This window comes from Acetobacter sp. UBA5411 (assembly GCF_002409645.1).
Taxonomy (GTDB): Bacteria; Pseudomonadota; Alphaproteobacteria; order Acetobacterales; family Acetobacteraceae; genus Acetobacter.
In genome coordinates, this window is the sequence record NZ_DHNR01000045.1 from 1 (window position 1) to 363 (window position 363).

Genomic DNA, 363 nt, shown 5'->3' on the forward strand with positions numbered 1-363 from the left:
CTTAACTGACGACACGCCGTAGATTTCCTTCCAAAAAATCGTCCGCCTCTGATCCATCTCAATTCGATAGCTGCCGCGCGTTGTTATGTTATAACATAACATATAATAATCAGCAGATCGCTATCGAAGGAGGCAGGCCGTCATGGACGAAAGACTTCCGGTAACCGTTCTTTCCGGCTTTCTGGGAGCGGGCAAAACCACGCTTCTCAACCATGTTCTGAATAACCGCGAAGGCCGGAAGGTCGCCGTAATCGTCAACGACATGAGTGACGTGAACATCGACGCCGATCTGGTGCGTGGCGGCAGCGATCTGTCGCGCACGAACGAAACGCTGGTCGAAATGAGCAATGGCTGCATCTGCTG

Annotated in this window: 1 protein-coding gene; it reads left to right on the plus strand. The window is 52.1% G+C overall.

The features are described 5' to 3' along the window. Nucleotides 1–142: 142 nt before the first annotated feature. A partial coding sequence (locus tag B3759_RS16615; protein WP_291367740.1) for a CobW family GTP-binding protein occupies nucleotides 143–363 on the plus strand: 221 nt, incomplete at its 3' end.